Here is a 24,557-nt window from a genome sequence, read left to right on the forward strand (position 1 = left end):
GGGATTTCTTTTTTTAGCGTTTCAGGGTGAAATGCGCTTTGAAGGTTTTCGGGATTGCGTTCGCGTCGGAATAATGTACTACGAACCAGTAATCGGTCGAAGGTAATTCTTTTCCATTGTAGGTACCGTCCCAGCCTAATCCACTTGGTTGGATCACTTTTAAAAGTTTACCCATACGATCAAAGATTTCGATTCTACTTTCCGGTTGGTCTTGGAGTGCTTTTATGTTCCAAGTTTCGGTGAAACCATCCCCGTTGGGAGTAAAAAATTTAGGGTAGTCAACCAATAAAACGTTTTCCGTTATACTTCCACAAGCATTGGTTACTGTAATTATATGTTCACCTGGTTTTACATTGGTAAATACATTATTGGACTGTGGTGCACCATTGTCTAGTTGGTAATTGTAATTTCCTGCAGGTAGCACTTCAATTTTAATTGAAGTTTGCTGAGCGAAATAATCGGATTGTGTTACGGCTATGGCAATAGGTTCGTTTTCAAGGTTCACGATTGTTTTGCTCATATCAGATTCACATCCGAGTGTTGTGCTCCTGTCTTTTGTAATTACACCGTATTCGGCAGGAAGTGTTACTGAAAGGTTGTTTTGCGTTGCATTGGGAATAATTGTCGCAATTCCCGATTGAATCGAATACCATTGAAAGGAATAGGTTGCAGGATCCAAATAGGTATTGATAACGAATGGAACTAGAGCATTGTTTTTGTCTTTGCAGATACTACCGCCAGCCAAAATTGGTTTTGGGAGTGGTACAATGGTTACTGCAATTGGACTTCTTTGGCTTTCACAACCCACGGTTTGTGTTACGTAGTACGTAGTCACTCCTGGATTAGAAGTATTGGGTGTTGGAGCTGTTGTACTTCCTGTTCCACCGGTAGGTGTCGAATACCATAATAGGTTGGATCCGGTAGCGGTTAGCGGAGAAGCAGATTGATTTTGACAATAGCTTACAGTTGAAGTAGTTACTGGTGCTGATGGAGCACTGCCAACCATTACGGAGATAGCTGCTCTGGCGCTTTCACAACCATTCGTGTTTTGGGTTACATAATACGTTGTGGTTCCGGCATTGGAAGTATCAGGTATTGGAGCAATTGTAGTTCCCGTTCCTCCGGTAGATGTTGTATACCATAAAAGTGTAGTTCCTGTTGCCGATAAAGCCGAAGCTGCTTGATTTTGACAATAGTTGACGCTAGGTGTTACCGTTGGCATTGTTGAAGGTGCTTTTACCTCAACGGATATTGCAGTCCTCGGGCTTTCACAACCTGCAATAGTTTGAGAAACATAATACACGGTAGTTCCTGCAGTCGTAGTAGACGGAGTTGGAGCTATAGTGCTTCCTGTGCCACCGGTTGGTGTAGTGTACCATAAAAGGTTCGTTCCTGTTGCAGTTACTATATTGGACGTTTCATTAAGGCAATAACTTAAAGAAGATGTTGCAGCCGGTGATTGCGGTTGAGCATTTACAGTAACTGTGATAGCACTTCTTGGACTTTCACAACCCACGGTTTGCGTTACGTAATAGGTGGTGGTTCCTGAAGTTGATGTATTAGGAATTGGAGCCGTTGTGTTACCTGATCCTCCAGTAGGTGTTGAATACCATAACAAGCTGTTTCCCGAAGCGGTCAGTGTTGAAGGAGTTTCATTTTGACAATAAGTGATTTGCGGCGTAACAGAAGGAGCTACAGGTGCGTTGTCAACAATTACGTTGATAGGAGCTCTGGCGCTTTCACAACCATTGCTGTTTTGGGTTACATAATATGTTGTAGTTCCAGCAATGGATGTATCAGGTATTGGAGCAATTGCGGTTCCCGTTCCTCCGGCAGATGTTGTATACCATAAAAGTGTAGTTCCTGTAGCCGATAAAGCTGAAGCCGTTTGGTTTTGGCAATAGTTGACGCTAGGTGTTACTGTTGGCATTGCAGACGGTGCTTTTACCTCAACGGATATTGCAGTCCTCGGGCTTTCACAACCTGCTACGGTTTGTGTGACATAATAGGTGGTTGTTCCTGTAATAGAAGTGTTGGGTGTTGGTGCACTTGTAGATCCTATGCCACCGGTTGGTGTAGTATACCATAAAACATTGGTTCCCGAAACAGACAGTGCCGAGGCAATTTCGTTTTGACAATAGAAAGGAAAAGGGTTGGGTATAATAGGTTTGCTGGTCCCATTGAACTCATAAGCACCCATATCAGTAGCACTACCTAAAATTCTATTGGTGTTGTCCAAATCAGTTACAGTACCACTGATGATGTAAGCATTATTACCTGCATCAATACATTGGCTTCCGCAAGAAAGACGGTAATCTCCTCCAGAATTTAATCCGATGGGTAATGGATTGATAAATAACGGATTTTGATTGCTATTGGTCGCTGTAATGGGTAATCCAAAATTGATAGTGTTGTTTTTATAATCTATAGTCGAAGTCACATATACAGTAATATCAGGATAAGAATTTCCCCAAAGTATCGAGTTGTATACTTTGTGTGAATTTCCAAATAAATGGACAGCTCCCATTGAATTGCTATTATTTCCAGTGACTGTAATATGGGATAAGGTAATATTGGCATTGTCAGAATAGATTGCACTACCCATGTTTCCTGTAAATAGTGAGTTAGAAATCGTGGCACTTGGAGCATCAATATAAATCCCGCCTGTATTTCCTTGCACAATTAAGTTTTTCAAATACCGATTACCAGAAAATCTTTGGAAAATATAGATTCCACCAGGATCTCTGTAGGAAGTATTGTTAATGATTTTAAGATTGGAATAATTGCTTGAAGAATAAGCATCATCAAAGATTCCGGCCGCATCTCCACTGTTGGAAATATTTTCCTCAACCACTAGGTTATCAAAGTTATTATCTGCTGCTCCATGGCAATAGATTCCACCTCCTCTTTTAACACAATAGTTTTTTCGAACGATAAGATTTTTAAACGAATTAACAATTGCATAGGATGCTATTCCGGCACCTTCATCAGCATATAATGCTGTTGAACGAATTAGAATAAAGCTATTGATAAAGTCGTCTGCCCTTCCGTTTTGTACTATAAATCCATCGAGGGTTGCAGAAGTGTTTCCCAATATTACAACATGGTAGCAGTTGTCTAGATTAGAGCTATTACCAATATTTCCATCTAAAATCGTTTGATTTGTATTCCAATCTCTTTGATTCAGTAGTGTTTCATTACCAATAAATCCTCCGTATAATTTTACATTCGTTAAAACAGTAAATGAATTTTTTCTATTGTTGGGATCTACGGTATTTAAATTATCGGCGGGTCGTGTTGGGAAATAGGTTCCTTTGGCAACCCAAATTTCATCACCGTCAGCAGCATTGTTTATTGCGTTTTGCAAATCGGTATAGGCATTGATCCAAGAAGTACCATTATTGCTTCCTGTTGCTGCATTGTTTACGAAGATTGTATTGGCAAGAGTTTGGTTTGAAAAAAGTAGTATAAGTGTAAGGTATAATAGTTTCCTCATTTTTGGCTACGTCGGTTTTTTATTGTTTTGAATGCAAATCTATAAATTATCTAAAAAAGGACAGTAAAAATGTCATAATGACATGTTTTAAAATTGGTTCAAAATTTGTAGCTTTAGTATTAATTAATTGAATTTTATTATGTTAGGATATTATATTATAATCGGAGGAATTGCTTTGTTAAGTTGGTTAGTGAGTAATCGTTTACAGCGTAAATTTGATCATTATTCCAAAATAGCATTACGCAATGGGATGAGTGGAGCGGAGATAGCTGAAAAAATGCTCGCGGATCATGGGATTCGTGATGTTAAAGTAATCTCGACACCAGGAAGATTGACGGACCATTATAATCCTGTGGATAAGACAGTCAATTTGTCGGAAGCGGTTTACAATCAACGCAATGCGGCTGCGGCTGCGGTTGCGGCACATGAATGTGGCCACGCCGTTCAACATGCTACTGCTTATAGCTGGTTAACGATGCGTTCGAAATTGGTACCTTTGGTGAATGTATCATCAACATTGTCACAATGGTTGATTATGGGTGGTTTGATATTGGGAATCGCTTCTCAAGGTTTGAATTTAGGTTATATAGTTGCCGTTATCGGTTTGGTTTTAATGGGTGTAGCTACGGCTTTTTCATTGATAACTTTACCTGTTGAGTACGATGCTAGTAATCGTGCCTTGGCTTGGTTGAAAAATAAACATATGTTAGGTCAGGAAGAATATGCCGGTGCTGAAGATGCTTTGAAATGGGCTGCGAGAACTTATTTGGTAGCGGCTATTGGTGCTGTGGCTTCGATGTTGTATTGGGCGATGCAAGTTTTCGGCCGACGCGATTAATTTTAAACGTATACAAATATGAATACAAATCCCAAATTCCAAGAATGGAGTTTGGGATTTTTTTGGACACTTTACAATTGTATTTGTCTCTCAATTTGTTGGTCAAGGGAAATAAAGGTTTCGGTTCTGGAAACACCTTCAATTGCCTGAATTTTTGTATTGAGCAAGTTCATTAAATGTTCATTGTCCTTACAAATGATTTTAATTAGAATACTCCAATTTCCAGTGGTGTAGTGACATTCCAATACTTCGGGAATTTTTTTCAACTCACGCACCGCTTCAGGATTACGTGCGGCCTTGTCAAGATAAATTCCCACAAAAGCCATGGTGCTGTAACCCAAAACTTTATTGTTTACCGTAAATTTTGAACCGGAAATTACTTTGGCTTCTTCCAGTTTGCGTAGTCTTTGATGAATGGCTGCCCCCGAAATACCAATCTTGTTGGCGATTTGTAAAATGGGTTTTCGAGCATCATCCATCAGGTAGCGAAGAATCTCTTTATCTATACCGTCAATTTCTATTTGTAGATGATTTATTTTCATAGGAATAAATTAAAAGCAATTTTATGATTAAATATTTACCGAATGTCCACTGGACATTCTCCTCTTAATATCAAATCGTCAATTTCAATCTGTAAGTGATTTATTTTCATGACTTAAAATTTGATAGTTAAAAGTACAAATTTTGTTTGAATTGATAATGTAGTATTGAAAGTTGTGAATTGTGTTAAAATTGGCAATAAAGCAATAAAACGAAATAGGTTAACGTTTCATTATCAACCTACTATGTTTAATCTTCAAATCAAAAAGAAATGAATACACTAAAAAAACTATTGCTTTTTGCGGTTTCCTTTATAGGAATTGCAATGGCACACGGACAGGAGAATGCCACATCTAATCGCATTGCTACTCAGTTTGACTATATCTTGCAAAAATCGGAGAGTTATCAGGATTTAAAAATTGTCAAGCGAAAATTGATTGAGAGTTTACAACGGGATGTGTTGGGATCTCTTTCAAAAATTGAAACGGAATTGAATAGTTCCAAAACCACGCTGTCTGAACAGCAAAGTCAAATTCAAAGTTTACAAGCAAAAATGACAAGTTTGAATGCTGCACTTTCGACCTATACGAATGCTGGTCCTACAGTTACCTTTTTGGGCATTGAATTCAATCAGAAAGTTTTTGCCACGACATTTGCACTGTTGCTTTTCGGGTCGGTAGCCTTGGTGTTGTTTTTTGCGTTACGGTACAAAAAATCGAATGCAGTTACCGCGCACTCAAAAAGTGTTTTAGCCGAATTGGAAGAAGAATACCAAAACTACAAGCAGAAATCGATTGAAAGAGAACAGAAAATAAGTCGGTTGTTACAAGATGAGATTAATAAGCAAAAGAATAGCAAAGCATTGAATGCCTCATAAAAGAAAAGCCTATTTCAAATGAAATAGGCTTTTTTATTAATTGTATCCTTTGTATGGTACTTCTTTTTCGTGGAAAACGACACCATAGTCTTCCAATTCATCCAGAATAGTTTGGTATACTTCTTTTTTGATTGGCAGTTGTACACCCGGAGTTTTAATTGTTCCATTGAGGATTTGCAGAGTTGCCATTGCTACCGGTAAACCTACTGTTTTGGCCATGGCTGTATAGGTTTGATCATCGCCAATACACACCATAGTGGCATCTATTTGTTTTCTTTGACCATTGATTTCATACCCAAATTTATGGTACATCACAATCATATCTTTGTCATTCGGTTGTAATGTCCACGAATCGGTTAGGATTTTTTCGAGAGCTTGCGCTGGAGTGGCATTCTTCAGGCCAAGTGTCTTATTCGGGTTAAAGATGTCCAATTCGACTAATTTGTCCCACATTACATCGTCTTGATCGATTTTCAATTGGTGGCGTAATTTGATTTCCACAGAATCCGTGGTATGATAGGGAAGGAACAAGTTGATGAATTCGCGGTAGCTCATGTTTTCAGAATCATCGATAACATACGTATCATCAGTCATTCCAAGTTGTACGAACATATCCCATGCTTTAGAATAGCCAACACGGCGAATGGTTCCTCTGAAAACGGTTAACGCATCGTCTAAACCATACACACTTCTGTATTTTAACGAATCGCGATTGGCGTACCCTTCAAATCGGCCATAACCATCCACTTCAAGAAATTCTGTTCTTCGGAATAATTTATTGTACGGGATGTATTTGTAAGTACCTTCCTGAATGAATTTCGCAGCACCACCTTGTCCTGCCAGTACTACATTTCGTGGCGCCCACGTGAATTTATAATTCCAAAGGTTAGTGTCAGATTCAGGAGCCACTAAACCGCCACAGAAAGATTCGAATAAAATCATTTTTCCGCCTTGTTCACGGATTTCATCCAATACTTTCATGGCGCTCATGTGGTCTATACCTGGATCAAGACCGACTTCATTCATAAAAACCAATCCGTTTTCCTTGGCTGCTTCATCCAGACTTTGCATGGCATCACTGATGTATGATGCAGTGACCATATGTTTTTTGAAAGTAATACAATCTTTAGCTACTTCAATATGCATATGAGCCGGAAGCATGGATATTACGATATCGGCTTTTTGGATTTCGGCTTGACGTTGTGATTCATTGTTAATGTCCAATGCAATGGCAGTGGCATTTTTGTGACCGTTTGTTTTGCGTAAGGCCAATTCTTGTGACAAATCGCCAATGGTAAGATGTAGGTTTTCACTTTCCGACTTCTCTAAAAGATATTTAATAAGCGACGACGCCGAGCGTCCTGCTCCAATAATTAATACGTTTCTCATGGTTGGTTGCTATAAAAAATCACACAAAAGTAGCAAAATGTTATATTTATGAAAGTATTGTTGTTAGAAAAGCAAATAAATTAATGATCCTGTCGTATTTTTGAAGAAAAATATCTTAATGGAAAAGAAGATTGTATTAACCGCTTTGGTTTTTGGTATGGTTTCGATTGTATTGGGTGCTTTTGGGGCGCATGCTTTAAAAAAAGTATTGAATGCAGATCAATTGAACTCTTTTGAAGTAGGCGTACGTTATATGATGTACCATGCTTTGTTTTTGTTGTTTTTGGGTACCACACAACTGATTTTACCGGAACAAAAAAACATAGTATTTACACTGACCTTGTTTGGCGTTTTGTTCTTCTCTGTGTCTATTTTCTTACTTTCTACAACAGCAATAACAGGTTTGAATTTAAAGTTCTTGGGTCCGATTACGCCTATTGGCGGATTATTGTTAATCCTTTCATGGTCAATGCTTTTCTATTACATTATCACAAAAAGAGCGTAATCTGTTAAGCATTAAAAATAAATTTATACTTTTGCGCAAATATTATAGTGCAACACAACTAGTAATTTATGGAAACATACACCCCAACTACGAAAACGATTTCGTTGGAAAAGTACGGAATCAAAGGCGTTAAAGAAATTGTATATAATCCTTCATACGAGCTATTATATCAGGAAGAACTAAATCCTAACTTAGAAGGATTTGAAAGAGGACAGTTAACCGAGCTTGGTGCTGTAAATGTAATGACTGGAGAATTTACTGGTCGTTCCCCTAAAGACAAATACATTGTTAAAGATGCCGTTACAGAAAACACGATTTGGTGGACTTCTGAAAAAGCAGTAAACGATAACAAACCCATTTCTACGGATACGTGGAATGCATTAAAAGAAAACACAGTATCGCAATTGTCTGAAAAGAGATTGTTTGTTGTAGATACTTTTTGTGGTGCTAACGAAAACACCCGCTTGAAAGTGCGTTTTATTGTTGAAGTAGCTTGGCAGGCGCATTTCGTTAAAAACATGTTCATCCGTCCGACAGAAGCTGAATTAGCAACATATGGTGAGCCTGATTTCGTGGTAATGAATGCTTCGAAAAAAGGGTTTGCAGATTTTAAAAATCACGGATTGAATTCGGAAGTATATATTGCGTTCAATCTTACTGAAAAAATCCAATTGATTGGTGGTACTTGGTACGGTGGTGAGATGAAAAAAGGATTGTTCTCAATGATGAACTATTACTTGCCATTACAAGGAATGGCTTCAATGCACTGTTCGGCAAATAAAGGTAAAGATGGTGATGTAGCAGTATTCTTCGGATTATCTGGTACAGGAAAAACGACTTTATCAACAGATCCTAAACGTGAATTGATTGGTGACGATGAGCACGGATGGGACAATGATGGTGTCTTCAACTTTGAAGGTGGTTGTTATGCGAAAACAATTGATTTAAGTAAAGAAAACGAGCCTGATATTTACGGAGCCATTAAAAAAGATGCGTTGCTAGAAAACGTAACGGTTGATGCGAATGGTAAAATTGATTTCAAAGATGGTTCGGTAACACAAAATACACGAGTTTCTTACCCAATTCATCACATTAATAATATTGTGACTCCGGTATCGAAAGCGGGACATGCTACGAAAGTAATCTTCCTAACGGCAGATGCTTTTGGTGTAATGCCACCGGTTTCTAAATTGACACCAGAGCAAACTAAATACTATTTCTTGTCTGGATTTACAGCTAAATTAGCAGGAACAGAAAGAGGTGTAACGCAACCAGAGCCTACTTTCTCAGCATGTTTCGGTAAGGCGTTTTTATCATTACACCCTACCAAATATGGTGAAGAGTTAGTGAAGAAAATGGAAGAGCACAATGCAAAAGCCTATATGGTAAATACAGGTTGGAACGGTACTGGAAAACGTATTTCCATTAAAGATACCCGTGCGATTATCGATGCGATTTTGGATGGTTCTATTGAAAATGCAGAATCAGCTATTGTACCGGTATTCAATTTTAATGTACCGACTGCATTACCGAACGTAGACACTAACATTCTAGACCCGAGAAATACCTATGCAGATGCTGCTGAATGGAATGCAAAAGCAGAAGATCTTGCTGGAAGATTTATTAAGAACTTCGTTCAATATACTGACAATGAAGAAGGTCAAAGCTTAGTTAAAGCTGGACCGCAATTATAATACGGTTATTATTATTGTTAGAAAAAGAGTTGCTCATAAGGCAACTCTTTTTTGTTTTTATACTACTTCTTTAGTTTTAGGATAAAGGAATCGATTGCGAACCTCAACGTTATTCCTTTTTGATTTCCGCAATAAATTTTTCGAATAAGAGGATTGTTTTTTCATTGATTTCCTGGTAGGTCAATCGGTCTTTGGTTTGATAAAAAAACATGACGGCATACGATTGGTCCAAATTCTCTATAATGATTTGTTTATTCAAGCGATACGTTTCACGTAAGACACGTTTGTAATAATTTCGATCTACTGCCTTTTTGAAATGTTTTTTAGATACGGATACGCCCATCTTAATTTTGGCACCGTCTTCTAGTGGAGTTGCCGCATACACCAAACGCAAAGGATATTTTGATACCGACTTTCCTTCCGAGAAAAGTAAGTCGATCGTGTTTTTGCTTTTCAGCTTTTCGTGTTTGGGGTAAGTGTTTTTCATTACCGCAAAGGTAAATAATCTGATCAATATATAAATTCTAAGTTTATGTTGTAGTTTTACAAAAAAATTACCCCATATGAATAAAATAATTATTACAACACTGGCTTTATTGAGTTCTGTGCTGAGTTTTTCCAATGAAATATTTCAATTGAAATTGGAAAAGAATGAAAAACTAGAAGCAACCCAAACCATTGAATTCCATTCTGATATGACCATGCATATTGCCATCACTAAGAAAAGTGGTGACAACAGGTATTTTTATACTCCTTTTTTGGTGGATGCTGACAGTAAGGTTTTGAAATGCGAAGTTTTCGGATATGTTCAGAAATTAGCATTATTATCACACCATCTGAATAATAATTTAGTTACTCTTGTGAATTATGATGAAGAAGGAAAATTGTTATGTATTTTAGATTTTGATTTGAAAACTGGGCAGAGTGTGAAATCTTATTTAAAAACTGATGAGAGACCCAACAATGTTTTTAGATCTAACGATAAAACAACTTTAATTTTTCTTGACAAGAAAAGTGGAGTTTCAGTTAAAGAGATAACAAACTCTTCGAACATTGCGACCCAAAAAATAGAAGTTCCGGCAGAAGATTTAAAGTTATTTAAAACAATTGTTAACGCATCGCCTGATGCCGTGAACCAGAATGAATTTGTGAGAAATGGTTCAATTGCCAAAGCAAAAAGTTATCTTATTGGAGAAAACTATATTGTGACTTATGAAGACGAAAATAAAGAAATAGAGCTATTGAAGTTTGATTTAAAAACAGCTTCTCTTACGCATAACAAGTTGTCGATTGCCAAAGCGGCTACTTCCATAAGGGATTTTTCGAATTTTGTTTTCGATGATAAGATTGCAATATTGGGCACTCTGAAAGAAGATGCCATCGTTTCTGTTTATGATATTACCACATTAAAAGCCTTAAAGCACTTTTCCTTTTCGCAGTTTGTAGATGCTGTCAAACTAAAGCAATTTCTTAAAATATCTTCGAAAGTAAATTTTAAATCAACCCTTACTGCAAATAAAGGTGCAAAGGGGAATTATGTATTGCGCCTGGATAATGTAGACGCCAATACATATACCTATTATAATAATTGGTGGCTCCACCATTGGTTTTTTCAACAACAGATGTTTCATCAACAGATGTTCCGTCAGCAGATGATTGACATGAACAGGAATATGATGCCAGGCAGAGGATTTGGTCCAGGTTTACATGATGAAGAAAAGGACAGTTATTTTTATAATGAAGAAACAAAAGACGAATCGATACAAATTGTAATTGACCCCAATCTCAATCTTATGGAATCGGCTACAGAAGAAACGGTTTTTCCAGAAATAAAAAGAGAAAAATACACTGATAAGTATAAAGATGATCAAGGGAAAAAGAAACTTTCTTTTGGTTTTGTGAAAAATGAACTCAGATATATGTACATGGATAAAGAATCAAAAACAATTAACATATCTTTTGAAAAGCTTTAAAATAGTTTTTTATTCTAGAATTTATAATTACTTTCGACCATCTAAAAAATTGACATGAGAAAAATATTATTTTTATTAGCAGTTATGGGATCTGTAACTGTTTCAGCTCAAAAGAAAGACGCTATCTATAAAAAATTAGCAGAGAAAACGTGTGATTGTTCCATTAAGAAAGGACCTAATATCGGTGATATGGAATTAGGGCTTTGTATTTTCGAAGCGGTAGGTACTTTGGATGAGAAAGAGCAAAAAATCATGGGAATCAACCCTAACAAAAAAATGGAATCCATTGAAAAAATTGCTGAAGGTGTGGGTATCGAGATGGCATTAACATGTCCTCAAGTTTTTAAAAACATGAAAGATGATGAAGGAAAGCCTCTTTTTGAAGATGGAGGAGCTTCTACTTTTACTGCTTCAGGAGTAATTGAAGACGTAGTTGCGAATGAATTTAAAACCATCAAATTGAAAGATGAAAGCAATATGTCTAGAGATTTCATTTGGTTGACACAGTTTGAAGGAGATTCTTTACTATTGAAAAACAAAGTGGCCAAAGGCGATAAAGTTGAAATTTCTTTTGCTGAAGAGACTTTCTTCGATAACAAAACAAACACGTACCGCGTATTTTATACGATCAGAGGTATTAAATTACTTTAAAAATAAGAGGCTCAATTGAGCCTCTTATTTGTTTTTAACCAGTTTCTTTGCGATTTCATTGAGTTGTTCTCTGTTGTTATCGATATAAAACAAGCCTGCTTGAATGAGTTCGTAAATATTCATTTTGGAAGTATCATCCATTTCCGAAGAAGCATTTTTTAGATCTGGCATGATACGGTAATAGTTTTTACGGTTTCTTGGCCCTAAAGTCTGTGCCATTTTGGTGAGGTAATAGTCTACGGTTTCGGCATTGGCGGTTAGTAAGATATCAATTAACGGAGACACCCATTTGATTTTTCCGGCATTTTCAAATTCTTTAAAAGAGTAAGGTTTTAATACCTGTCCGGTTCCAATGGAAACTATGATCATGTCTTTGATACTCGGGTAGTCGGGTTTGTCACTTTCCTGTATTTTTTTCGAAAACGGAATTTTTCTAGCTTCAGCATAAGCACACATTGCAGGATTGTTGGCGTAGACACCGCCATCAACGAAAGTGTATTCCTGGCCGTAAAGCGATTTGATTTTGGCAGGTTCAAAGTAGGTTGGCGCGGCGCTGGTTGCTCGACAAACATCCTTGATGTAGAAATTTTCCAAAGGTGCGTTTGCTTCATGGCTACAGAAGAACTTGGCTTTGCGCGAACTAATGTCGTATGACGTAATTAAACAGGGTTTTATAAGGTCTTTAAGCTCCAATTGACCAAATACCTCATCGAGTTGTTTTTCGAGGTTCTTTTGGGAGATTTTTTCATTGAATAAACCAAAAGGATTGATTAATCGTTCCCAGAACGAAACATTGAAGATAGAATCCCCTTTTTTAGCATACAATTCAAGCGCTTCGGTGATGGAGTATTTCGCTTTTTTATTATTGTCCGGGAAGAGTATAAGAGCAGTGATGAGTCCGCCCGTGCTGGAACCTGCCACCAAATCGAAATAATCGCCAATTTTAGCATTGGGATTGTCGATTCGCTGGAGTTGTTCCTCGATGTATTTTAGGATGACGCAGGTGATAATTCCCCGGATACCACCGCCATCCAAACTTAATATTCTGATTTTTTTAGTCATGTTTATATTCTAATAATAATCGATTTTAAAATAATTTTAAGGATACTGTTTTGTATCGCATTGATTTTAATTTGGCTCAATCCTGCTTCTTTCAAGGCTTCGAGGTTGATCAATTCCTTTTGGCTGATGATTAACCATTCGATTTCTTCCAAAGACAATAGACCTTCTTGGTACAACGCCTGCCATTTGTTGAGTTTATCTTCCGACTGTTCCAAATAGCGGTTGATTTCCCTTTCAATTTTTGGAGGAAAAGTTAGATGATTTTCGTCAAATGACAGTAAAATATTTGTTTTAATTTCGGCGATAAATGGAGGAGTGTGCATGGCTTATTTTATTTTTTGAGTTTCAAGGGTGATGATTTGATCGAAAGTTTCGTTGATTTGTTTTGCGGCTTCTTTGGAAAAATCAGGATGGAGTTTTTCTTTTTGATGCCAGAGCGCGAATAATTGTGACAGCAATGTTTTTTCGCTTCCTATGACTCTAGACCACATGGCAACCGTAATAGCATTGTTGGGTTTACTTTTTTCGTAGGCATACTGTTGTTGCAGTTCCAGTAATAAAGCTGTGGCTTCGGTTTGATGGATTGCATAGTTTTCCTGTGATTTCGAAATTAGTTGATAGGTCCTGACTTTTAACGCCACTGTCTTTTGGTGCGAGTAACTGTCGTATGCTGCTATTTTTGTGATTTGGCAGGAGGTAAGGATCAAAAAGACGGCAGTAATTTTAAATAATGTTTTCATAACGTGATTTTTTTCTTAGAGTATATTGGGTTTTCTTACCAGTTCTTCGCATTTACAATACAAATATAATTGAAAATAATCTTATTTACAATTATATATTAAGAAAATAATCTTATTTATATTGATTCTTTATGGTTGAGAGGGTTTGCAATAGTTACTATTTACTTTTCACTGTTTGTTGCCAAAGTTGTAAGTGGTATTACAAAAAAAGCCACCCTCAGGCAGCTTTTAAACTTATTGAAAACTAAGTTTTATGAACAAGTCGTCAATACAGACCAATAGCGTTTTATAATTGGCTGTACAGACATTATTTTATTTATTTGTATTCGTAGGTCAGTTCGGTTCGTACAATCGGGCCAAAACTTAAGGTTGTTTCGGTTATTTCTTTCAGTATTTCCCCGTTTTTTTTAAAATAATAGGAGTATTTATTTTTGTGCCAAGTTTGTCCAATTGTCAAAAGGGATTCAGCTATTGCATTATCAGAAGTGGTGTCAAGGAGTTGTGTAATGTTATTGGTTCCGGTGAAATAATCAAGGCAAACGTTTTTTTTCCATTCCTTTCCGAAGAGGTATTTTTGATAGTTGAAATTGTTTTTGTGTTTGGTATAAGAATAGGTACATGTTGAAGGAATCAGGTTTGGAGAAACTTCGGTATTCGGTTCAAAATGCATCAAGTTACCGTTAGTGTATGAAAAAACGGTGTGATAGTTTAAGTTTATTGATAGTAATTTATTAGTTATGATGTTGTAGTTTTTGTCTAGCCCCAGTTCATTTACCGCTTCACCGTCCTGGAATATCATTATTCGGTTTGGCTCATAGATGAATTCAAAATTGGTGGTGTAATGTTGGTTTTGATATTGTGTTTTCCGGTCTATGGCTGTTATTCTTCCCCGCTCATCATATTGGTATGTTCTGGTTTCCTGTAAATCGGGATTAGCGTTGAACGACTGGTATTTTGAAACCAGGTTTTGGTCATTGTATTCAAAATCAGTGTGGTCACCGTTTTTTTCCTGAATGTTCATTAGTTTATTGTTGCAAAAGTTCAATTTATGGAAATAGTAGGGCTGTTGGCTTCTTCCAGAATAATAATTTCTGGATATGGAAATTAATTCACTTTCTTGATTTCCGGAATCTTCGGAAGAACAGGAAGCGATTATAAGTGTGATGAAACAAGTCAGGATTTTTTTCATTTTTATAGTTTAAAGGTTATACGATTAAGTAAATAAAAATGAAAAAGGTTGCGTGATGCAATACTTTATTTTTCTTGATTTAAATTAAGTCATTGATTTAAAGTTTTTTATCCATAAATTTACGGATACATTTCGCGCCGTTTGGTTGCCATTCTTTTTTTGTTCACTTAATTTTTAGCACCATGTTTATAGTCCGGGAAATTTTTTATTTGCAGTTTGGCCGTTTCAAAGAGGCCAAAGCCTTAGTGGATGAAGCCACTAAATCAGGTTTGATTACATTGCCTCCAGGAGGAAGAGTTCTAACCGATTTTACGGGAGAAGGGTACCGATTTATACTGGAATCGCCTTATGCGTCATTGGCGGCTTTTGAGACTGATTTAGCTCGGGAAATGAGTGCGCAGGCCTGGAAGGAATGGTATGAGAAATTCAAGCTTTTGGTACGGCATTCGGAACGGGAGATATTGAAACAGATTTCATGATAAAAAAACCTTGCAATTGTTAGTTGCAAGGTTTTTTTGTTTTAATGAGCACGGATTCCTTCGGCTGTCGCTACGCTCGAGTGCAAATCCGCGCTATCGGGAGTTAATTTAGAATTATCCCAGGAGCTATTTAACTTTTTCAAGATCGTATTTTTCATTGGGAGGATTTATTTGGTAAGCGGCTTTTCCGGTCAGGAAGTACTTATTATTTTCTTTAACAATTTCGTATTCGTCCTCGTATTCGTCCTCAGTAATAAGAACGATAGCGCTTTCTTTTGTTTCCTTAATTTTTAGTTCATACTCGCTTTTTTCTCCGTTTATGACTGTAAGTAATTTGATTTCTTCTGGACTAGAAAATAAGAAAGTGTAGTTGAGCTTAAAAGTTCCTTCAGCCCTGTCCAGTTCAATAATAGCTTCATACTTACCGATCCAATTTTTAGGATTTTTATCTGTTTTGTCAGTATCTTTAGCCGTTATTGAAAGGTTTTGATTAATCAAATGATCTCTCCATTGAATGTTTTTTTCTTCAGTATCATTTTTCTGTTTGTGAAATGAGCTCAGTTTAATCCATTCTTTTTTATCATTATCAAAAGTATAGCAAATTTCTTCGTAAGTATCCTTTTGGTAATAATTGGGATCGCCTTTTGGGTTGTAATTCAAATGGTTGGGTTCGATAAGAAACAATAGAATTTTGAAATTCCCCTTTATTTCGTCATTGCTGAGTTTGTTTATAGGGTACTGATCGTCAATTTTGGCTTTGAAATTTCCCTTTGGAATAAGATAAATGGCAAGATTTCCCTTTGGATTTTTTCCCTTTGGATCATATAAACAGCCATAATCTGCCGTTAAGAAATATTTATCATCCGGACTATATTCTGAACATTTTAAATAATCGTCAAAATTAATTTTTGACTCAGCAATATTGTCAACTTGGTTTTCTTTCACCTGATTTTCTTTACAATTGGCGAGTGAAACAAAGAGCAAAAGAAGTAAACATCTGAAATTACTTTTCATGGTTAATTATAATTGATTAGTATAGTTTTTTGGTCTGAAATAACCTTTCCATCCATCGTGACTTGCTAAAGCCTTTCCAGATCTTTTATAGACTGCGGTTCTGGAGCAGCCTTTTCCGGAATAACCTCCGTTATTTTTATTAGTTGACTCATCAGCACTCCCAACTTTTCCAATGGCTTCCAAAATAGTTACCAGGTCTTTTTTCTCGTCATAATTATAAACAATTCCAGTGTGTCCTGCTTTTGAATTTCTCCAAACAAAAATATCTCCTTTTTGAGGTTTGAAATCTTTTTTATTGCTGTTTTCAACAAAATCAATATTATTGTTTCCTATGGCGTTTCTGAAATCTTTCTGAGTTGTCATAGTTCCGGTGTATAGTTCCATAGGTTTTTTAATTACACCTAATTTATACAGATAAATGGCTACAGTTTCGGAACAATCCAATGCTGCAAGTCCTTTTTCATTCAATTTATTCCTAATTCCATCTTGACTGTAAGGGATGTGCTTGTCGACAAGTTTTTTCATTTCAGTTAAAACACTTCCATTTTTGACTGTTTCTGATTCAGACGCTTCACTTTTAGTGTCTGGTTTTGTTTCTGGTTTTGTTTCTGGTTTTGTGTTTTCGGTATCAGAATTTTCATTCAAAACATTACAAACATACTTATTTTCTTTATTACTTTTACCTTCTTCATACCATTTTTGGATTACTTTGGCGATTTCCCAAACATACGTTTTTCCTTTCTCTCTTTCTTCTTTGAAAAAGGCAGGATTTTGTTTGTATCCTCTTTTTCTCACCCATTTTGTGTTTTCTATAACCTCTCCATTGGATTTGTAATCCAAGGTAAGGGATTTATCAAAAACCACATGATTCGGTATATTTCCTTTCCCGCAATCTACAGGCATTAGAATCGCTAAATAGAAATCGGCCAAGGTGTTTAATTTTCCTTTGAAGGGTTCTAAGTAATATTCGACGTAAGTCAATTGTTTAAGGACTGACATTTTCCTTAAATTACCTGTTTTTCCTGCTGTTACTTTAGTGCCCTTCCTTCTGTTTATGTCTTTGGCAGCATCCGAACCTATTTGTATTAATCCAGTATAACCTAAACTATTAACAATCGAAGGGTCAAAAGTACCCCCTGTTTCTAGAGCCATTGCTGAAGTCAGGTAATTTGGATTACAATTCAGTCTTTTAGAAATTGCTACAATTTTATTTCTCTCTTCGCAGGTGAATTTATTTCCCCAATACAAATCCTTGCAAACGCAATCTTTAGGTGATTCGACTGTTGTTTCAGGCTTGTTTGCATTTGGTGTATTTGGTGTTTCATTGACTGGCGCAGCAGTTTGTTGATTGTTCGTATCAAATTCCACCGATACAGCATCAGTTGGTTCTTTAAAGAATGCATAAACTTGAATGTGTAAAGGGTTTTTGTGAAAAACACAGCTCATCACATTCTGATTTATTGATGTGCTTTCAATGTCATGATTGAAATCGGTTAACTCTCCGTCGTTATAACGATATTGCCATTTCATAAGAAGTAATTCCGTTTGGCTTAAAAACTGTTTGGGAGTTGCGGCAAAATAGTATTTGACATCCGTTTTGATATCGGTGGCCAAAGTGGTGCATTCAGCTGTTGTGAAAGGACCTTCCACTTTTTCGACTCTGCGTGTTTTATTCCAGTAGGTGCTGAAAGTGTTGGCTAAGGTGGATGTGATTACTCCAGTCTTATTGTACATTTTGAAGAAGGACGCTTCAGTAAAATCCTGTTTTTTGGTGTCTAAAATGACATCCTTCTGATAATCGTACAACTGTGCATAAATGGTGACAGTTTTCAATTCCGGCTTACTAAAACTCATGGCGTTTTGGAATCCTTTTTTGGAATCCATTGGGAGGTATATTTTTTTGGATGAATTATTATCCAAAACATCATAAATTATATTTTCCACTCGCAAAAGAATTCGGTGTTTGTTGGCGTCAAATTTTTTGACAACCGGATAGATGATATGATTTAATGGGGAATTGGAATTGAGTGTATATAAGTCGATTCTATCAATTGTTGCCATGTTTCTCGGTGTTTAAGGTTACCTCCAATTCGTATTTAGGATAAAGTTCTTTGCAACATTTGGAACTTTTCAAAAGACGGTTTGTATCATTTTCATTGAGCACAAACAAATCAATGTGGTAGTTTCTTGCGGAAGTCCAAACTGCAGTATTGATGATTTTGTATTTTGTTTGTATGATGATGTCCCAGTCTTTGCCTTCCAGTGTATTCCATTCTTCGAATGGTTTTCTGGCGCGGCTTCCAAAAAGGTAAATTTTTTCTATTGGAGTGATTTTTTCTATTTCTTCTTTTAAGTCATGAAGAATATACGGCAGCACTTGATCGTGCTGCCATATAAACTCCCTTTTTATTGTACTCATAGGGATTTTTGTTAGAATTAAACTGCAAAACGGTTGAAGTTCAAAGGTTTGTTGATTTCGTTTGCCACTAAATGTTGTCCGAATTTGTCTGTCAATCTCACGTTAATGTACTGTGTATCGTTCGGTGAGATTAATTTCACATAGCTTTTGCCATCGGTCACAATCTTTAAGAAATCGAAAGCATCATTACCTCCAGGTTTTCGGAATTGGAAAGTTTTGATTTTATCGGTATCAACAGTGAATAAAATACCGTTTTGGTTTTCCGGCAAGGCATCTGCCTTTACACCATCTATACCGGAAAGCTGTTCTGCCAATTCCTGATAAATTACCTGAGAAGAGCTACTTGATAACCAGGCTGCATCGCGATCTACTTCAATCGTTTCACCCATACATTCATAAACTATAGGGAAGGACACATCAGCGTCGAATTCTTCTATGGTCTGGTAACTATCCCATCCTTTGAAAGCAAACTGTATTTTCTTTCCGGTCATTTCCTCGCTTTGACCGATTTGAGCGTCATTCAGAATGAAATTACTACCTTGAGGTACTGCTGCCGGGTTCTCAAAATCAGATAAATCTTCATTGAACGGCAATGCCTTATCCACTTTCAATCCGATACTTTCCGCTTGTAAAATTGTCAGCGTAGTTGGGATTCTCGTTGGCCACGCTTTTCCTTGTTTTTGTCCTTCCGGTTCACGTAATTCATCAACAATAGACAAGTACATTGGATCGCCAATTACCGGAACTTCACCACCATTCCATAATTTACCCGTAGCTAAGTAAAATTGTACAGCATTTTCGAAACCAGGTTTTACGGTTACAATTACTCTAGCCATTCCACTTTGTAAAAAGGAACGGAAAATTGGATCATTGTTGTCATTTAGATACATTTTGGACCAATTGTTTCTGTTACCCCAATAATAAGGATAGAAGAAGTAGCTCATGATGTTCCACTCAAAGGCTTGTTCCATGAATTTTACCAATTCAGCATATTGATCCAATTTGTCGGTTACTTTAATATCGGTTCCGGTAAAACTTTCCACCAATTGATTGTTCTGGTTGTAATAATGGTCTTTTCCAAAGGTCAAATCGTCATTTTGATTTTGAGAAATCAAGTAAGAAATACAGTTTTTTCGTAAAACCATGTTTTCAATTTGGCGGTAAAAACCTGGATTTTCGCCTGAAATTCGAACTCCTTTAGCTTCTTCAGCGGCTACTTTTTGTTCGTATTTTGCCAATGCTTTTTCATATCCTTCAATGATTAAATTGAAAATACGTTGTTGTTCTTGGATTTTTCCTTCTGGTGTTAATTCACAGTACAATTCAATATTTAAATTTCCATCGAAGAAATTCGACATTGTATACGATACTGGGAACGTAGTGTTATAATTGGTTGAATCAACATTTTCAAATGTCATTTGAACATTTCCATCCGTATAATAAATTACATTATAGTGCGTATGACTGAATATCCACCAACCGTGTGTGGTTTGCGTAACCGCATAGTGACTTTTCGGAGCAATCATATAACTTTTGGCTCCCAGAGTAACATTCACACCACTGAAAACTGCAGCATCATAATCTTTTGCAGCAAATACGTTTCCTACCGCTTTTTTTACTTTATACCCTTTTGGGATTTCGACTTCAATTTTATCTGAGTTTCCTTCATAATTACCGATGGATTTCCCTTCGTACTTCATTTTCATTGAAGCACCAACAGTAATGTTATTTTCCAACATATCTTCAATTTTAACATTGTACTCTTTCAGCCAATGTTTTAATTTGTTCGGATCAGAAACATCTGTATAATCGTTCAAGCGGAATAATCCTTCAGTACGTGGATCGACTGGTTTAACCAAGAACGATTTACTGTCTTTTTGTGAAACCTCCATGCCCAGTTTGTGTAATTTAGCGGGTTCTGGAATCATGAATTCAAACATCATGCGTTTCCCGAAATTGTAAATTTGGTTTTTGAATACTTTATCTACCCATCGATAAACACCCACGACGTGTTTGTCTCCTTTTCTGTTGTCGAATTCATGAAGATTATTCTCTTCAAATTCGTCGATCATTTTTTCTGTTCGCTCTTTGTGAACTTTAGTTACGATTTTATCAGACGCTTTTTGTGTTACTTCTTTCGCTTGCGTTAGCGCTTGTTTGGTGTTTTCTTCTTTAGAAGAATGTGTAGCATAACTTCCGGCAACACCAAAGCTAATTGGGCCATACGAACCGTCAACATGAGCCGAAATATTCATGTCTTTCGTTTGTTGTATCGCTTTAGCAATTTCAGATTGCATTTCAAATCTGTCTGTAGAAGCCGTATCTCGTAATTGTTCTTTTTCGGTATCTGTAGATTCTAATGATGAAATTTCGCTTTTTGTAGTTTTACGCGTTGATTTTTCTCTGCGTTCCCTAGCCATGACATTTTCAATATGTGCTACTTCACCTTCAACATACCCTTGGATACTTTGTTCTACTTTAAGATAATCAGCAATACCCAATCTCTTTATTCCAAATCCTTTAGGAATGAAGCTTTTAGGTGTAGTTGCAGTGTTACCTGTGCCCGAAGTTGTTCCGGAACCTGAAGATCCGCTACCAGGGTTGTCAATCACTATAAAATTTCCGTTAATACAAGCATTTAAATTGATCGTAGCCGTTTTAAAAGTAATTTTTTTACCGTTATTAAATACAATAGAGAAATTTACAATTCCATTGATAAGTGATGTGTCCGGTAGTCCTGTTCCAAATAAATCTTTGAAGAGTAATTGGTTACCAGATTTAGTCAACACATAATAATCATCTATCATAGCTATACTGTTGGGTTTAGATAGGGTATAGGTCATAGATGTTACTTCCCAATTTGGATCAGGCATGTTTAACGTCAATTCCAATTTATGCGTGCCTTGCGATACATTTACAGGACACAAAGTATATTGAAGTGGAACTAAAATTGGGGTTGAATTTCCTCCCGTATCTAAGATGTCGAATACCAAAGTGTTTTGATAAGTAGTTCCTACCAGAAAGCTTAAGCTTGTTGGGTTGAAAGCCACCCTTGCTACTTGACCATTTTCAAAACGGATAACAGCAGAAACCGTCTTCAAAGCACGTAACTCAGCAGAAGTGAAACCTTGACCGAATAAATTATTCAGGTTATGTGTAGTTCCACTTATCATTTCAGTATAGCTGGTTCCGGTATGAGTTGTTATTAATTCTTTTGCTTCATACTCAATGCTGGCAATTTGATAATTTGGATCAGCGATTTCTATAGACAAGCTAAAGTTATATTTTGCTGTAGTTGAAATTGGCGAATCAACTAAATTTTGTGTTAACCCATCGGCTCTATCTATGTCAGCTAGTAAAAGGGTTCTTCTTGGAGTTAATTTACAAGTAAAATTGGGTAAAGCGCTTCCACTGTTTACTACTGGAACGATTACACCGCCTAGACTCATGAATTCCTCTTTCTCCATTGTGCTATTGGTGAAAATGCTGTTCGCTGAATCTGTAATTTTTTCGCCTAGATAGTTTTCAATGGCACTATATGTTTGAAATTCAGTCCTTACTGTTGGTAATTCGTCGATAAAACGCATTTCAGTTATGATATCATCACTAGGTCTTATACTAGGACCTTCTACGAAGAGTGTTTCGAATAACTCTCTTGATGATTCAGATAATCGTATTTGTAATTCGGCAAGATCGATTTCCTGTTGGTAGTTGAATACGAATTCTGGAATAACAGGTTTCTCAATTCTACTTCTCTCTAAGTCCCTTTTTGCTTCACTAACATCTTCAGTGAAAGTGGCTTCTAATTCTAAGAGTTTCGATTCATATAGATCTAGAATGGGTTTGATGGCCGCTTGATGTTCTCTTTGTGCGGTTTCATAAGCTGCCGCATAACTTTCCTTATAGTTTTTAGAAAGTTTGTCCATCTCACTTTTTAGTGCTTCTAATCTTTTTTTGGTATACTCAGCAGCAGCCACCTCCATCATTTTTCTATCTTGCTTTGATGTTGGTTTTTCTAAAGTTGTGTATTCCGTTAATGCCGGGATAGAATCTTCCAAATTTTCAGGAAGTATTTGCAAAGTGTTGTTTAGCGTTTCACCTGAAGCAATTGGATTTACATCATCTAGAAATAAATGTGCAGGTAATACCACTTTTGCGTTTTTTAGAATCTCCTCATTGGATTCTGTATGATTATCTGCATAATGAATTCCTTTTAGTGTCTGAATGATAGCTTCTTTTACGTAAAAATCAGCCTGAGTGAGCATCTGGAACACTAGATTGCTCCATAAGTTTTCAATAGGATCTACTTGAGCCGGTATTCTGCTTAGTTCTATTGCATTATCAACTAACAATGCATCCTCTAGATTGATGGTTTTGTTTTGAGCAAGACTTTCTCCGATTGCTAAATAATTAGCATAGATAGCTTTGATTTCCTCAACGGTTTTCAATTGTTTGAATTCAAGAATTGAAGGTGGAGCTGCTTGAATACTTTTGGCGGCTTTTTCTAAGAATTCTATTTTTGTACCGTTTTTCCCGTTCCAATCGCCCAATGCGTCATCGAAAATTCCAGAAATTCCGGATGGTCTATAAATAAAGCCTAAATTGGTTTGTGTGTCAGATGCAGGTAACTGTGGGTTACGAATGCTTGTAAATCTGAATAATGTTTGTGAATTGTTTGTACTCATAAAAATGTTTTTGTATAAATGATTTTTTGGTATTGATGAGTTGCGCATCTGCATCAATAGAAGAATATATTCTTGCAAAAATGTCTTTCGGAATAATTACAATGCAAATATATAAGAATATAATCTAATATGCAAATGAAAAGAAGAAAATATTCTTTTAAAAGATGAATTATTTCACAATGTTTTGATTTTGTTAGAAATAAAGCTTGTATATAAAGAAAATATTCATACTTTTGGCCTTATAAATTTGATTATCATGGTTTCAGAACGTTTAGGGCAATATTTAGATGCGAAAGGAATTAGCTATTATGCCTTTGAAAACAGTTTAGATGCTGGTAGGGGAAGTATTTCTAAAGCGGTAAAAGAAGGGAAGAGTATTGGTTCCAATATGTTGGAAAATATTCTTACAAAGTATACTGATTTGAATCCTACTTGGTTATTGACTGGTGAAGGTGAGATGTTGGTTTCGGATACTGCTCCGACCTCCACTGCAAGTATGGATACGTACCGACTAAAGACTGATCACGACATGGAAAGTCAACAAATTCCATTGTATGATATTGAGGCTGTTGCTGGTTTAGTACCATTGTTTAAAGATTCCAAAGCACAAGAACCTTTGGATCATATTTCGATTCCGCATTTGCCAAAATGCGATGGAGCCGTTTATGTGACTGGTGACAGTATGTATCCGTTGTTGAAAAGTGGCGATATTGTTTTGTACAAACAAGTAAATGATGTGCAGAATGAGATTTTCTGGGGCGAAATGTACTTGTTGAGTATCGATATGGGAGGTGAAGAGTATGTTACAGTAAAATACATTCAAAAATCAGAACAGGACGGATATGTGAAATTGGTAAGCCAGAACAAGCATCATCAAGATAAAGATGTCCATATGTCTAAGATTAGAGCTTTGGCTTTGGTGAAAGCAAGTATAAGAATAAATTCGATGAACTAAATACGTTGTTTAGTATCTAATAAAAAAAAGCGAACCAATTGGTTCGCTTTT

The 24,557-nt window shown here is 36.4% G+C and carries 20 protein-coding genes; 8 read left to right on the forward strand and 12 right to left on the reverse strand.

Features of this window, described 5'->3' with window-relative positions; translation table 11 throughout:
* Positions 1–13: 13 nt before the first annotated feature.
* Positions 14–3,496: a T9SS type B sorting domain-containing protein gene (locus tag ACS8MM_RS13655; RefSeq protein WP_379717863.1), complete on the reverse strand. Its 3,483-nt coding sequence runs from the start codon at positions 3,494–3,496 to the stop codon at positions 14–16.
* 139 nt (positions 3,497–3,635) lie between these two features.
* Between ACS8MM_RS13655 and ACS8MM_RS13660 the strand changes: the two genes are divergently transcribed.
* Entirely contained in the window at positions 3,636–4,334 is a 699-nt protein-coding gene (locus tag ACS8MM_RS13660) for a zinc metallopeptidase (protein ID WP_379717865.1), read from the forward strand.
* A 71-nt stretch (positions 4,335–4,405) separates the two neighbouring features.
* Here ACS8MM_RS13660 and ACS8MM_RS13665 read toward each other — a convergent pair whose 3' ends face one another.
* Positions 4,406–4,876 (reverse strand): Lrp/AsnC family transcriptional regulator, encoded by a 471-nt coding sequence (locus ACS8MM_RS13665; protein WP_379717867.1) that lies wholly within the window; start codon positions 4,874–4,876, stop codon positions 4,406–4,408.
* Positions 4,877–5,145: 269 nt separating this feature from the next.
* Here ACS8MM_RS13665 and ACS8MM_RS13670 point away from each other — a divergent pair, with 269 nt between their 5' ends.
* On the forward strand, positions 5,146–5,751 hold the full coding sequence (locus ACS8MM_RS13670; RefSeq protein WP_379717869.1) for a hypothetical protein: 606 nt from the start codon (positions 5,146–5,148) through the stop codon (positions 5,749–5,751).
* Positions 5,752–5,787: 36 nt separating this feature from the next.
* Here ACS8MM_RS13670 and ACS8MM_RS13675 read toward each other — a convergent pair whose 3' ends face one another.
* Positions 5,788–7,140 carry a saccharopine dehydrogenase family protein gene (locus ACS8MM_RS13675; RefSeq protein WP_379717871.1) on the reverse strand — a complete coding sequence of 451 codons (1,353 nt, stop codon included), beginning with the start codon at positions 7,138–7,140 and terminating at the stop codon, positions 5,788–5,790.
* Between the two features lie 118 nt (positions 7,141–7,258).
* Between ACS8MM_RS13675 and ACS8MM_RS13680 the strand changes: the two genes are divergently transcribed.
* Entirely contained in the window at positions 7,259–7,645 is a 387-nt protein-coding gene (locus ACS8MM_RS13680; protein WP_379717873.1) for a DUF423 domain-containing protein, read from the forward strand.
* A 68-nt stretch (positions 7,646–7,713) separates the two neighbouring features.
* A complete protein-coding gene (gene pckA / locus ACS8MM_RS13685; protein ID WP_379717875.1) occupies positions 7,714–9,339 on the forward strand; it encodes a phosphoenolpyruvate carboxykinase (ATP) in 1,626 nt (541 codons plus the stop codon).
* Between the two features lie 109 nt (positions 9,340–9,448).
* On the opposite strand, the gene rnpA is transcribed toward pckA, so the two are convergent.
* Entirely contained in the window at positions 9,449–9,826 is a 378-nt protein-coding gene (gene rnpA, locus ACS8MM_RS13690) for a ribonuclease P protein component (protein ID WP_379717877.1), read from the reverse strand.
* 76 nt (positions 9,827–9,902) lie between these two features.
* Between rnpA and ACS8MM_RS13695 the strand changes: the two genes are divergently transcribed.
* Together ACS8MM_RS13695 and ACS8MM_RS13700 are read left to right on the forward strand one after the other, a co-directional pair.
* Complete coding sequence (locus ACS8MM_RS13695) at positions 9,903–11,312, forward strand: hypothetical protein (protein ID WP_379717879.1); 1,410 nt, start codon at positions 9,903–9,905, stop codon at positions 11,310–11,312.
* Positions 11,313–11,366: 54 nt separating this feature from the next.
* Positions 11,367–11,963: a hypothetical protein gene (locus ACS8MM_RS13700; protein ID WP_379717881.1), complete on the forward strand. Its 597-nt coding sequence runs from the start codon at positions 11,367–11,369 to the stop codon at positions 11,961–11,963.
* A gap of 24 nt (positions 11,964–11,987) precedes the next feature.
* Here ACS8MM_RS13700 and ACS8MM_RS13705 read toward each other — a convergent pair whose 3' ends face one another.
* The 4 genes from ACS8MM_RS13705 to ACS8MM_RS13720 form a co-directional block, all read right to left on the reverse strand.
* A complete protein-coding gene (locus ACS8MM_RS13705; RefSeq protein WP_379717883.1) occupies positions 11,988–13,025 on the reverse strand; it encodes a patatin-like phospholipase family protein in 1,038 nt (345 codons plus the stop codon).
* A gap of 2 nt (positions 13,026–13,027) precedes the next feature.
* Positions 13,028–13,348, reverse strand: a complete 321-nt coding sequence (locus ACS8MM_RS13710; protein ID WP_379717885.1) for a hypothetical protein — start codon at positions 13,346–13,348, stop codon at positions 13,028–13,030.
* A gap of 3 nt (positions 13,349–13,351) precedes the next feature.
* Entirely contained in the window at positions 13,352–13,765 is a 414-nt protein-coding gene (locus ACS8MM_RS13715; protein WP_379717887.1) for a hypothetical protein, read from the reverse strand.
* A 316-nt stretch (positions 13,766–14,081) separates the two neighbouring features.
* The gene (locus ACS8MM_RS13720) at positions 14,082–14,954 is read right to left on the reverse strand and encodes a hypothetical protein (RefSeq protein WP_379717889.1); all 873 of its coding nucleotides are present in this window, start codon (positions 14,952–14,954) and stop codon (positions 14,082–14,084) included.
* Positions 14,955–15,136: 182 nt separating this feature from the next.
* On the opposite strand from ACS8MM_RS13720, the gene ACS8MM_RS13725 reads away from it, so the two are divergent.
* Positions 15,137–15,433, forward strand: a complete 297-nt coding sequence (locus tag ACS8MM_RS13725; RefSeq protein WP_379717891.1) for a hypothetical protein — start codon at positions 15,137–15,139, stop codon at positions 15,431–15,433.
* 126 nt (positions 15,434–15,559) lie between these two features.
* Here the strand turns inward: ACS8MM_RS13725 and ACS8MM_RS13730 are convergent, their stop codons facing one another.
* The 4 genes from ACS8MM_RS13730 to ACS8MM_RS13745 are packed head-to-tail and all read right to left on the reverse strand — an operon-like array spanning position 15,560 to position 23,551.
* Positions 15,560–16,447: a hypothetical protein gene (locus ACS8MM_RS13730; protein ID WP_379717893.1), complete on the reverse strand. Its 888-nt coding sequence runs from the start codon at positions 16,445–16,447 to the stop codon at positions 15,560–15,562.
* A 6-nt stretch (positions 16,448–16,453) separates the two neighbouring features.
* Positions 16,454–18,508 carry a hypothetical protein gene (locus tag ACS8MM_RS13735; protein WP_379717895.1) on the reverse strand — a complete coding sequence of 685 codons (2,055 nt, stop codon included), beginning with the start codon at positions 18,506–18,508 and terminating at the stop codon, positions 16,454–16,456.
* A complete protein-coding gene (locus ACS8MM_RS13740; RefSeq protein ID WP_379717897.1) occupies positions 18,495–18,866 on the reverse strand; it encodes a hypothetical protein in 372 nt (123 codons plus the stop codon). The genes ACS8MM_RS13735 and ACS8MM_RS13740 overlap by 14 nt, the downstream gene beginning before the upstream one ends.
* Positions 18,867–18,883: 17 nt before the next feature.
* Entirely contained in the window at positions 18,884–23,551 is a 4,668-nt protein-coding gene (locus ACS8MM_RS13745) for a hypothetical protein (protein WP_379717899.1), read from the reverse strand.
* A gap of 256 nt (positions 23,552–23,807) precedes the next feature.
* Between ACS8MM_RS13745 and ACS8MM_RS13750 the strand changes: the two genes are divergently transcribed.
* On the forward strand, positions 23,808–24,506 hold the full coding sequence (locus tag ACS8MM_RS13750) for a S24 family peptidase (RefSeq protein WP_379717901.1): 699 nt from the start codon (positions 23,808–23,810) through the stop codon (positions 24,504–24,506).
* Positions 24,507–24,557: the final 51 nt, after the last annotated feature.

Origin of the sequence: Flavobacterium sp. MAHUQ-57, assembly GCF_051908335.1 — a bacterium.
Lineage (GTDB): Bacteria > Bacteroidota > Bacteroidia > Flavobacteriales > Flavobacteriaceae > Flavobacterium.

Coding starts and splice junctions, on each gene's coding strand:
- ACS8MM_RS13730 (WP_379717893.1), bottom strand. CDS start 16,447: ATGAAAAGTAATTTCAGATGTTTACTTCTTTTGCTCTTTGTTTCACTC.
- ACS8MM_RS13660 (WP_379717865.1), top strand. CDS start 3,636: ATGTTAGGATATTATATTATAATCGGAGGAATTGCTTTGTTAAGTTGG.
- ACS8MM_RS13680 (WP_379717873.1), top strand. CDS start 7,259: ATGGAAAAGAAGATTGTATTAACCGCTTTGGTTTTTGGTATGGTTTCG.
- rnpA (WP_379717877.1), bottom strand. CDS start 9,826: ATGAAAAACACTTACCCCAAACACGAAAAGCTGAAAAGCAAAAACACG.
- ACS8MM_RS13705 (WP_379717883.1), bottom strand. CDS start 13,025: ATGACTAAAAAAATCAGAATATTAAGTTTGGATGGCGGTGGTATCCGG.
- ACS8MM_RS13675 (WP_379717871.1), bottom strand. CDS start 7,140: ATGAGAAACGTATTAATTATTGGAGCAGGACGCTCGGCGTCGTCGCTT.
- ACS8MM_RS13670 (WP_379717869.1), top strand. CDS start 5,146: ATGAATACACTAAAAAAACTATTGCTTTTTGCGGTTTCCTTTATAGGA.
- ACS8MM_RS13695 (WP_379717879.1), top strand. CDS start 9,903: ATGAATAAAATAATTATTACAACACTGGCTTTATTGAGTTCTGTGCTG.
- ACS8MM_RS13655 (WP_379717863.1), bottom strand. CDS start 3,496: ATGAGGAAACTATTATACCTTACACTTATACTACTTTTTTCAAACCAA.
- ACS8MM_RS13735 (WP_379717895.1), bottom strand. CDS start 18,508: ATGGCAACAATTGATAGAATCGACTTATATACACTCAATTCCAATTCC.
- ACS8MM_RS13715 (WP_379717887.1), bottom strand. CDS start 13,765: ATGAAAACATTATTTAAAATTACTGCCGTCTTTTTGATCCTTACCTCC.
- pckA (WP_379717875.1), top strand. CDS start 7,714: ATGGAAACATACACCCCAACTACGAAAACGATTTCGTTGGAAAAGTAC.
- ACS8MM_RS13750 (WP_379717901.1), top strand. CDS start 23,808: ATGGTTTCAGAACGTTTAGGGCAATATTTAGATGCGAAAGGAATTAGC.
- ACS8MM_RS13710 (WP_379717885.1), bottom strand. CDS start 13,348: ATGCACACTCCTCCATTTATCGCCGAAATTAAAACAAATATTTTACTG.
- ACS8MM_RS13665 (WP_379717867.1), bottom strand. CDS start 4,876: ATGAAAATAAATCATCTACAAATAGAAATTGACGGTATAGATAAAGAG.
- ACS8MM_RS13700 (WP_379717881.1), top strand. CDS start 11,367: ATGAGAAAAATATTATTTTTATTAGCAGTTATGGGATCTGTAACTGTT.
- ACS8MM_RS13740 (WP_379717897.1), bottom strand. CDS start 18,866: ATGAGTACAATAAAAAGGGAGTTTATATGGCAGCACGATCAAGTGCTG.
- ACS8MM_RS13745 (WP_379717899.1), bottom strand. CDS start 23,551: ATGAGTACAAACAATTCACAAACATTATTCAGATTTACAAGCATTCGT.
- ACS8MM_RS13725 (WP_379717891.1), top strand. CDS start 15,137: ATGTTTATAGTCCGGGAAATTTTTTATTTGCAGTTTGGCCGTTTCAAA.
- ACS8MM_RS13720 (WP_379717889.1), bottom strand. CDS start 14,954: ATGAAAAAAATCCTGACTTGTTTCATCACACTTATAATCGCTTCCTGT.